The sequence below is a fragment of the Streptomyces sp. genome (assembly GCF_031178505.1).
GTDB lineage: Bacteria > Actinomycetota > Actinomycetes > Streptomycetales > Streptomycetaceae > Streptomyces > Streptomyces gulbargensis.
Window position 1 is genome coordinate 1 of sequence record NZ_JAPSIW010000199.1, and the last position, 9701, is coordinate 9701.

Annotated in this window: 10 protein-coding genes; 3 read left to right on the forward strand and 7 right to left on the reverse strand. The window is 74.4% G+C overall.

Going from position 1 to position 9701, the window contains the following annotated elements:
* The 4 genes from RIF68_RS15695 to RIF68_RS15710 form a co-directional block, all read right to left on the reverse strand.
* Nucleotides 1–571: enoyl-CoA hydratase/isomerase family protein (locus tag RIF68_RS15695; protein ID WP_309051865.1), on the reverse strand; the 571-nt coding region annotated here is incomplete at its 3' end.
* 38 nt (nt 572–609) lie between these two features.
* Nucleotides 610–1824, reverse strand: a complete 1215-nt coding sequence (locus tag RIF68_RS15700; protein ID WP_309051866.1) for an acetyl-CoA C-acetyltransferase — start codon at nt 1822–1824, stop codon at nt 610–612.
* 45 nt (nt 1825–1869) lie between these two features.
* Nucleotides 1870–3021 (reverse strand): acyl-CoA dehydrogenase family protein, encoded by a 1152-nt coding sequence (locus RIF68_RS15705; protein WP_309051867.1) that lies wholly within the window; start codon nt 3019–3021, stop codon nt 1870–1872.
* On the reverse strand, nt 3018–4163 hold the full coding sequence (locus RIF68_RS15710) for a CaiB/BaiF CoA-transferase family protein (protein ID WP_309051868.1): 1146 nt from the start codon (nt 4161–4163) through the stop codon (nt 3018–3020). Before RIF68_RS15710 ends, RIF68_RS15705 begins: the two co-directional genes overlap by 4 nt.
* A 580-nt stretch (nt 4164–4743) precedes the next feature.
* Between RIF68_RS15710 and RIF68_RS15715 the strand changes: the two genes are divergently transcribed.
* Entirely contained in the window at nt 4744–5898 is a 1155-nt protein-coding gene (locus RIF68_RS15715) for a saccharopine dehydrogenase NADP-binding domain-containing protein (RefSeq protein ID WP_309051874.1), read from the forward strand.
* Between the two features lie 74 nt (nt 5899–5972).
* Here the strand turns inward: RIF68_RS15715 and RIF68_RS15720 are convergent, their stop codons facing one another.
* Both RIF68_RS15720 and RIF68_RS15725 read right to left on the reverse strand, forming a co-directional pair.
* Complete coding sequence (locus tag RIF68_RS15720; protein ID WP_309051869.1) at nt 5973–6389, reverse strand: RidA family protein; 417 nt, start codon at nt 6387–6389, stop codon at nt 5973–5975.
* A 4-nt stretch (nt 6390–6393) separates the two neighbouring features.
* Nucleotides 6394–7098: an endonuclease V gene (locus RIF68_RS15725; protein ID WP_309051870.1), complete on the reverse strand. Its 705-nt coding sequence runs from the start codon at nt 7096–7098 to the stop codon at nt 6394–6396.
* Nucleotides 7099–7176: 78 nt separating this feature from the next.
* Here RIF68_RS15725 and RIF68_RS15730 point away from each other — a divergent pair, with 78 nt between their 5' ends.
* On the forward strand, nt 7177–7476 hold the full coding sequence (locus tag RIF68_RS15730) for a YciI family protein (protein WP_309051871.1): 300 nt from the start codon (nt 7177–7179) through the stop codon (nt 7474–7476).
* Between the two features lie 321 nt (nt 7477–7797).
* Here RIF68_RS15730 and RIF68_RS15735 read toward each other — a convergent pair whose 3' ends face one another.
* Nucleotides 7798–8886 carry a WD40/YVTN/BNR-like repeat-containing protein gene (locus RIF68_RS15735; RefSeq protein WP_375165706.1) on the reverse strand — a complete coding sequence of 363 codons (1089 nt, stop codon included), beginning with the start codon at nt 8884–8886 and terminating at the stop codon, nt 7798–7800.
* A gap of 248 nt (nt 8887–9134) precedes the next feature.
* On the opposite strand from RIF68_RS15735, the gene RIF68_RS15740 reads away from it, so the two are divergent.
* A complete protein-coding gene (locus RIF68_RS15740; protein ID WP_309051873.1) occupies nt 9135–9551 on the forward strand; it encodes an SsgA family sporulation/cell division regulator in 417 nt (138 codons plus the stop codon).
* The last annotated feature ends 150 nt before the right edge of the window (nt 9552–9701 follow it).

Here is a 9701-nt window from a genome sequence, read left to right on the forward strand (position 1 = left end):
GCTCGTGCACGAGTCCGTTGTCGAGTGCGCGCCTCGGGTTGTACTGGGTGCCCTGGAGCAGCACCTTGAGGAGGGCGTCGGTGATGCCCATGAGGCGTACGGTGCGGGCGACGCCGCCACCGCCGGGGAGCAGGCCGAGCGTGACCTCGGGCAGGCCGATCTTGGAGCCGGAGGTGTCGAGGGCGACGCGGTGGTGGGAGGCGAGGGCGATCTCGTAGCCGCCGCCGAGCGCGGCGCCGTTGATCGCCGCGACGACGGGCTTGCCGAGGGTCTCGATGCGGCGCAGGGCCCGCTTCATCTCCATGGCGGCGTCGAAGATGTCCTGGGCGTGCTCGGGGCCCGCCTGGATCATGTCCTTGAGGTCGCCGCCCGCGAAGAAGGTCTTCTTGGCGGAGGTGTAGATGATGCCGCGGATGGAGTCCTTCTCCGCCTCGAGGCGGTCGGCGACCGCGGCGAGGGAGGCCCGGAAGGCCCGGTTCATGGTGTTGGCGGACTGGTCGGGGTCGTCCAGGACGAGGGTGACGATGCCGGTCTCGTCCCGCTCCCAGCGGATGGTGGTGCTCTCGCTCATGACTGCTGCTTCTCCGTTAGAGGGTTCGGACGGGACGGTCAGACGCGCTCGACGACGGTGGCGATGCCCATGCCGCCGCCCACGCAGAGGGTGGCGAGGCCGTAGCGCTTGTCCTGGCGCTCCAGCTCGTCGACGAGGGTGCCGAGGATCATCGCGCCCGTGGCGCCGAGCGGGTGGCCGAGGGCGATGGCGCCGCCGTTGACGTTGACCTTGTCCAGCGGGATGCCCATGTCCTTGACGAAGCGGAGGACGACGGCCGCGAAGGCCTCGTTGATCTCGACGAGGTCGATGTCGTCGATGGTGAGGCCGGCCTTGGCGAGGGCCTTGCGGGTGGCGGGGGCGGGGCCGGTGAGCATGATGGTCGGCTCGGAGCCGGAGACGGCGGCCGAGACGATCCGGGCGCGCGGCGTGAGCCCGTACCGCTCGCCGACCTCGCGGGAGCCGATGGCGACGAGGGCGGCGCCGTCGACGATGCCGGAGGAGTTGCCGGCGTGGTGGACGTGGTCGATCGCCTCGACCCAGTGGTACTTCTGCAGGGCGACCGCGTCGAAGCCGCCCAGCTCGCCGATGTCCGCGAAGGACGGCTTCAGCTTGGCCAGGGAGTCGGCGGTGGTGCCGGGGCGCAGGTGCTCGTCGTGGTCGAGGACGGTGAGGCCGGCGCGGTCCTTGACGGGGACGACGGAGCGGGCGAAGCGGCCGTCCTTCCAGGCGGTGGCGGCGCGCTCCTGGGAGAGGGCGGCGTACTCGTCGACGTCGCGGCGGGTGAAGCCCTCGATGGTGGCGATGAGGTCGGCGCCGATGCCCTGCGGGACGAAGTTGGTCTCCAGGTTGGTCATCGGGTCGGCGAACCAGGCGCCGCCGTCGGAGGCCATCGGGACGCGGGACATGGACTCGACACCGCCGGCGAGGACCAGGTCCTCCCAGCCGGAGCGGACCTTCATGGCCGCCATGTTGACCGCTTCGAGGCCGGAGGCGCAGAAGCGGTTCTCCTGGACGCCGGCGACCGTCTCGGGCAGGCCCGCGGCGATGGCGGCGATGCGGGCGATGTCGGAGCCCTGGTCGCCGACGGGCCCGACGACACCGAGGACGATGTCGTCGACGGCGGCCGGGTCGAGGCCGGGGTGGCGGGTCTGGATCTCCCGGATGAGGCCGACGACCAGGTCGATGGGCTTGGTGCCGTGCAGGGAGCCGTTGGCCTTGCCGCGTCCGCGCGGGGTGCGGATCGCGTCGTACACGTACGCTTCGGTGCTCACGGGAAGCCTTTCGCGAGGAGGGGTCTTCGAGGAATGCGGGGGCGGTCAGCCGAGGAGGGAGCGGCCGATGATCTCCTTCATGATCTCGGTCGTACCGCCGTAGATGGTCTGGATCCGGCCGTCGGTGAAGGCGCGGGCCACCGGGAATTCGCTCATGTAGCCGTACCCTCCGTGCAGTTGCAGACAGCGGTCGGCCACCCGCTTCTGGAGTTCGGTCGCCCACCACTTGGCCATGGACGCGTGGACGGGGTCGAGGCCGAGGCCTTCCGGGTCGGCGTGCTCCTCGATGCAGCGGTCCACGAAGGCACGGGTGACGGCGCACTCGGTGGCCATCTCGGCGATCTCGAACCGGACGTGCTGGAGCCGGGCCAGCGGCCGGCCGAAGGCCTCGCGCTCCTTGACGTACCGGGTGGTGATCTCCAGGAGGTGTTCGGCGCCGGCGATGCCGGCGACGGCGATCGCGAGCCGCTCCTGGGCGAGGTTGGTCATGAGGTGGACGAAGGCGCCGTTGAGCTCCCCGAGGAGGTTCTCCTTGGGGACGCGGACGTCGCGGAAGAAGAGTTCGGCGGTGTCCTGCGACTTCTGGCCGATCTTGTCGAGGTTGCGGCCGCGTTCGAAGCCTTCCATGCCGCGCTCGACGACGAGGAGCGAGAGGCCGTGGGCGCCGCCCTCGGGGGTGGTGCGGGCGACGACGATCACCAGGTCGGCGAGGATGCCGTTGGAGATGAACGTCTTGGAGCCGTTGAGGATCCAGTGGTCGCCGTGGTCCTCAGCGGTGGTGCGGATGCCCTGGAGGTCGGAGCCCGCGCCCGGCTCGGTCATGGCGACGGCGGTGATGATCTCGCCGGAGCAGAAGCCGGGCAGCCAGCGCCGCTTCTGCTCCTCGGTGGCGAGGGAGGTGAGGTAGGGGCCGATGATGTCGTTGTGCAGGCCGATGGCGAGCCCGGGGGCACCGGCGCGGGTGAACTCCTCGGCGAGCACGGCGCCGTAGCGGAAGTCACGGGTGCCGCCGCCCCCGTACTCCTCGTCCACGGCGAGGCCGAGGAGCCCCTGCCGCCCCGCTGCCCGCCAGACGTCGCGGGAGACGATGCCGTCCTTCTCCCACCGGTCGTAGTGGGGCAGCACCTCCTTCTCCAGGAAGGTGCGGACGGTCGCCCGGAAGGCCTCGTGGTCCTCGGTGTAGAGCGTGCGCTTCATGCGGAAGTCTCCTGGGGGTGCAGGGAGGGTACGGCCCAGTCGCGGGCGACCTCGGCGGTGTCGGCGCCGGGCAGGGCCGGGCCCGTACGGAGGGTGCCGGGGGTGGCGGAGAAGCGGGGCGCGGGCGCCGGCTGGACGGTGCCGGCGTGCTCGGCGAAGGTGCCGCGGGCGGCGAGGTGCGGGTGGGCGGGGGCCTCGCGCAGGGAGAGCACGGGAGCCACGCAGGCGTCGCTGCCGTCGAAGACGGCCGTCCACTCCTCGCGGGTACGGCTCCGGAAGCGCGCCGCGACGGCCTCGCGGAGCTCCGGCCAGCGGGCGAGGTCCCCGCGCGGCGGGGCGGTCCGCGCGAGGCCGAGCAGGCGGACGAACTCGTCGTAGAACCGCTCCTCCAGGGCGCCGACCGCCATGTGGCCGCCGTCGGAGGTCTCGTACACGCCGTAGAAGGGGCAGCCGCCGTCGAGGAGGTTGACACCCCTGCGGTCCTGCCAGCCGCCGGCGGCGAGCATCGCGTGGATCATGGTGGTGAGGTGGGCGGCGCCGTCCACGATGGCGGCGTCGACGACCTGGCCCTCGCCGTGGGCGCGGGCGTGCTGGAGTGCGGCGAGCACTCCGACGACGAGGTAGAGGGAACCGCCCGCGTAGTCGCCGACGAGGTTGGCGGGGACGGTGGGCGGCCCGTCGGGGTCGGGGCCGATCATGCCGAGGGTGCCCGTGAGGGCGATGTAGCCGATGTCGTGCCCGGCGGTGGGGGCGAGCGGCCCGTCCTGGCCCCAGCCGGTCATCCGGCCGTAGACGAGCCGCGGGTTGCGGGCGAGGCAGGCCTCCGGGCCGACGCCGAGGCGCTCGGCGACGCCGGGCCGGTAGCCCTCCACGAGGATGTCGGCGCGTTCGACCAGGTCGAGCACGGTGGCGGGGCCGTCCCCGGCCTTGAGGTCGACCAGGACGGAGCGCTTGTTGCGGTTGGTGAGGTCGTGGGCGGGGTCGATGCCGAGGCCGGCGCCGCCGGGGCGGTCGACGCGGACGACGTCGGCCCCGAGGTCGGCGAGGAGCATCGCGGCGAAGGGGCCCGGGCCGATGCCGGCGAGTTCGACCACCCGGACTCCGGTGAGCGGGCCGTTCCGGGCGGAGTGCGTCGTGCTCATCGGGCCCCCAGAGTGTGTGACAGCAATGATGTAACACCGAGGATGCTAGGAACGTGTTCCACTCGGCACAAGCCCCCCGGCCGAGCAAGCGCTTGGAAAATCGCGGCGGTGGAGCGGGGGGCCGCTTCCGCTATCCTCCGCCGACGGCATGCGCGCGGGCGCGCCGCAGGGGAAGGCGAGGGGCCGGATGACCACAGGGGCGGGGCGCGACGGGGCCGGGGCGGCGGACCCGGCGGGCGGTGCGGACGAGGCGGGCGAGGCGGTGGCCGGAACGGGGCGGGCGCCGGTTCCGCCGGGGTCCGGCTCAGACGCGGGTACGGAGGGCCCGGGTACGGGTGGCGGAGCGGATCGGGGAGCCGGTACGGGCGGCGCGGGTACGGGTGGCGGAGCGGATCGGGGAGCCGGTACGGGCGGCGCGGGTACGGGTGGCGGTGCGGACACGGGGGCGCGGACCGCCGCGGGTGGCCGGGCGGGGACGGACGCGGAGGCGGGCGCGGAGGCGGGCGCGGGACGCCCGGCGGACGAGGCCCCGGAGGCGGGCGACGGCACGGGGGCCGATCGCGGGGCGCGGCCGTACGACGTGGTGCTCTTCGGGGCGACCGGGTTCGTGGGCGAGCTGACCGCCGCGTACCTGGCCGAACACGCGCCGGCCGGGTGCCGCTGGGCCCTCGCGGGCCGCAATGCCGGCCGTCTGGCGGCGCTGCGCGAGCGGCTGGCCGCCCGGTGGCCGCACTGCGCCAAGCTGCCGCTCGTCGTCGCGGACTCCGCCGACCCCGGGTCACTGCGCGAACTCGCCCGCTCGGCGCGGGTGGTGGCGACCACCGTGGGCCCGTACGTCTGGTACGGCGAGGAGTTGGTCGCCGCCTGCGCGGAGGCCGGCACCGACTATCTGGACCTCACCGGCGAGGCGGAGTTCGTCGACCGGATGTACGTCCGCCACGACGCCCGCGCCCGGGAGACCGGGGCCCGGATCGTGCACGCCTGCGGTTTCGACTCGGTCCCGCACGACCTCGGCGTCCACTTCACCGTGCGGCAGCTGCCCGAAGGGGTGCCGCTGCGCGTCGACGGCTTCGTCCGGGCGGGGGCCGCCTTCTCGGGGGGCACCTTCGCCTCCGCGCTCACCGCCTTCGGCCGTGGGCGGCAGATTTTGCGGGCCGCCCGCGAGCGGCGCCTGTACGAACCGAGGCTGGTCGGCCGGCGCGCCCGTGCTCCGCTGGGCGGCCCCCGGTTCAGCCCCGAGACGGGCACCTGGGCGCTGCCCCTGCCGACCCTGGACCCGCGGGTCGTGGCCCGCTCGGCGGCCTCGCTCGAACGGTACGGGCCGGACTTCCGCTACCGCCATTACGCGTCCGTCCGGACGCTCCCCGTGGCCCTCGGTGGCACGGCGGCCGTGGCCCTCGGCGTCACAGCAGCCCAACTGCCGCCGGTGCGGCGCTGGCTGATGTCCCGTTACGCGCCGGGCCGGGGGCCGTCCGCGGAGCGGCGTGCCCGCAGCTGGTTCACGGTCCGCTTCGTCGGCGAGGGGGGCGGCCGCCGCGTGTTCACCGAGGTCTCGGGCGGGGACCCCGGCTACGACGAGACGGCCAGGATGCTGGCCGAGTCCGCCCTCTGCCTGGCACTCGACCCCCTCCCGAGGACCGCCGGCCAGGTCACGACGGCGACGGCGATGGGCGACGCCCTGATCGAGCGCCTCCAGGCGGCGGGCATCCGCTTCCGGGTGGCCCACCGCGAGTAGCCGGCGCGGGGTGTCCCTGGGGACCCCGCGCCGACGGCCCGCCGGTGCGGGGGCGTTGAGGCTCCGAGGCGGGCTCAGGCCTCCGCCGGCGGCACCACCGCGTCGACCTCGATCTCCACGAGCCACTCCGGGTCGATGAACCGCGAGACCTCCACGAAGGTGCAGGCCGGACGGATGTCGGTGAAGCGTTCGCCGTGGGCGCGGGCCGCCTCGCGCCAGCGGTCCGCGTCGGTCAGCAGGACGCGGGTGCGCACCACGTCCTCCAGGCGGGCGCCGGCCTCGCGGAGCGCGGCCTCGGCGATGTCCAGGCACCGGACGGTCTGGGCGTAGACGTCGCCCGGGCCCACGGTCGTACCGTCCTCGGCGAGCGGGGCCGTGCCGGCGACGGCCACGTGCGCGCCGGTGCGGACGGCACGGGAGAAACCGATCTCGGGTTCCAGCGGCGAGCCGGAGCCGACCAGTTGACGTCCTCGATTCTTCTGCGTGTCCATGCGCTCATCCTTCCAGGCGGGGCGCGAGAGCCTCCTTGAGGGCACGGCGGCAGAGGGCGTCGGCGTGCCGGGTGGTCTCCGGGACGCGGTAGCGGGGGCTGAGGTGGAGGGTGTGGGCGCAGGCGTTGGCCAGGGAGACGCGGTGCCCGACCGAGACGAAGACCGGTTTGATCCCGGCCTGGGTGCGCAGGGCCCGCCCGACCTCCTCGCCGTCGGCCAGGAGCGGCGTGAAGTCGCCCCGGGCGCCGCCGGGTTGTTCGTAGGTGAAGGTGAAGGGGTTCTTCGCGACGCCGATGGAGGGCCGGCCGGTCAGCACTCCGAGGTGGCTCGCGAGGCCGAAGCGCCGGGGGTGGGCGAGGCCGTAGCCGTCGCAGACGAGGAGGCCGGGGTCGGCGGTCAGGGTGTCGAGCGCGGCCAGGAGGGTGGGGATCTCCCGGAAGGCGAGGAGGCCGGGGACGTAGGGGAAGGAGACGCGACCGACGGCCGTGGCCTGTTCCACCACCTCCAGGGTGCGCGCGTCGAGCACGACGGCGGCCGCGGCGACCAGGTCCCGCTCGTCGTCGTAGGCCACGTCGAGCCCGGTGACGTGGCCGGTGCCGACGGCCGGGCCCTCCTCGTCGAGCACGAGCCGCTCGCGCAGTTCCCGCTGGACCTTCCGCGCGGCGTTCTCGTCGGCGGGCCCGCCCGCCGGAATGTCGTTGATCGTCATGATGCGGCCCACCCTACGGCTCGCCTCCGCGCCACCGCCCCGGACCGGTGGCCGGCGGGCGCGGGTAGCCTGGCCCGCATGTTCGTACTGGAATTGACCTACACCGCGCCCGTCGAGCGGGTGGACGCGCTGCTCGACGCGCACGTCGCCTGGCTGGACGAGCAGTACGCGGCGGGCGTGTTCATCGCGTCGGGCCGGAAGAACCCGCGCGACGGCGGGATCATCCTCGCCGCCGGGGTCGACCGCGCGGAGGTCGAGAAGATCGCGGCGGCCGACCCGTTCAGCGTGGAGGGCGTCTGCGCCTACCGGATCACGGAGTTCTACGCGACCAGGACGGCTGAGGACCTCTCCGCCTACCGGGAGCGCCTTCCTGCGTAGGGGGTGCCTGGTCGATCGAGCCGGATCAGGGAGCGGCGTCGTACCCAGGGTCTCCCCGGGCCGGCAGGGCCTGGGGGTGTCCGTGACGTCGCGCCTGGCCCGCGACTCCCCCGGAGCTACGCCCGGGAGGCACCCCCCTGCGCACGCACGCTCTGCCCCGTGGCCCTTCGGGCACGGAGGTGCCCCCGGCGTTGTCGGGATCACCCACGGACGCCCCGTACGAGGGCGACCCTCCGCCTTGCGATCCTCCCCTGGGCCCCGCGGGCCCGGACAGACCCCAGGCACCGGACGCCGCGGCCCCTGCCCTGCGGGCAGACGCCGCTACGTTCCGGACACCCCCCAGGGGGCGCCCGGAGCGTTCCGCGCGAGCCGGGCGACGCGGCCCTTCTCGCCCGAGGCCCAGCAGGCGCCGTCGCGGGTGCAGTCCACGGTGTCGTAGGAACCGGTGTCGACGGTCCGCCAGGTGCGGCCGCCGTCGGTGGTGAGGTCCGTGCCGGTCGGGCCGACGGCCAGGGCGGCGCGGGTGCTGTGCGGGAGCCAGGCCACGCCGGAGCGGTAGGCGGGCGGGGGCGTGGCGGCGGGCCGCCAGGTGCGGCCGCCGTCGTCGGTGACGGCGGCGGCGCGGGGCGAGGGCTGGTCCTTGCGGTAGTCGCCGCCGACGGCGATGCCGTGGGCGCGGTCGCGGAAGGCGAGGGCGAAGACGCCCCGCGCGGGGTCCCCGGCGGGGACGGGGGTGTCGGTGGCGGTCCAGGTGAGGCCCCGGTCGCCGGAGTGCAGGACCCGGGCGGTGGCGCCGCCGCCGGTGGCGAGCCACACGTCGCGGGGGCCGGCCGTGACGAGGCACTGACCGCTCGCGGCGAAGCCGGCCTCTCCCGGAAGCGCGGCCGGCATGCCGGTCGTGGGGAGCACCTCCCAGGTGCGGCCGCCGTCGTCGGTGGAGAGGATGCGGTACGTGCCGTCGACGGGGTCGCTCATGGCGAGTCCGTGGCGGTGGTCGAAGAAGGCCATGCAGTCGTAGAAGGCGCGCGGATCGGTGTTGCGGAAGGACTCGGTCCAGGTGGCGCCGCCGTCGTCGGTGCGCAGCACGCGGGAGGCCTCGCCCTCCCCGATGGCGAGGACGACGGCCCGCCGGGCGTCGAAGGCCTCCACGTCGCGGAACTCCAGCTCGGCGGCCCCTGCCGGGGAAACGTTCCGCCAGCTCCGTCCGCCGTCGGTGGTACGCAGCACGGTCCCCCGGGAGCCCGCCGCCCAGGCGGTGCGCCGGTCGACCGCCGCGAGGCCCCGGAATCGGGCGTCGGTGCCGGTCGGCGTCAGCTCCCAGCCGGCCGACGCGGCCGTGGGAGTCTCCCCGGCCCGCGCCGTACCGCCCAGGCACAGCGCGAGCGCCGCCCCGGCGAGGCCCAGCGACATCATTCGTCTCGTCTTCCCCATGGACGTCATGCCGCCGGAAGCTAGCGGTACCGCCGGACCGCCGTCCAGAGCGCGTCCCGGACGGAGAGCGGTCGCCGGACGGGTCGGCCAGGGGCACGGGAGGCGGTGACGCAGCTCACGCACGACCCCAGTGCACGTTCCGGCCGTCCCGGCCGTCTTCTCAGGTGTCAGGTGGCCTGGTGTCGGGGAGACGCACAGGATCCGAGCCCGGTTGAGAGGAGCCCGTCGTGTCCGCCGTCATCGAGCAGGCCGTCCAGGCCCGTCTGGTCGCATCCGCTCCCCGGATGGAGACCGTTCCCGCCACTCTGCGCTACGACCGCGAGGACCCGTACGCGGTCAGCATGGCCTTCCCTCCGCCGGCGACCCTGGAGGGGGTCGAGGTCTCCTGGGCCTTCGCGCGCGAGCTCCTCGCGCAGGGGGTCGAGCGGCCGGCCGGAGACGGGGACGTGCGGCTGCGGCCGTACGGCTACGACCGCACGGTCGTCGAGTTCCACGCCCCGGAAGGGGTCGCGATGGTCCACGTCCGGACCTCGGAGCTGCGCCGGTTCCTGGAGCGTTCGCAGCATCTGGTGCCGACGGGCCGGGAGCACCAGTACCTGGACTGGGACCAGGACCTCACGGAACTTCTGGAGGACCGCCCCTGAATCTCCGGGAGGCCCCCGGCCACCCCGGAGATTCCCCGAGCCGTCCCGCAGGACCGGCCTCCGCGCCGTCCGGCCGTAATTCGATTGCCGCCCCACCGGCGGGGCCCTACGGTCGTTCCCGTACCTGATGTCTGCCGGGAGGAGAACGGT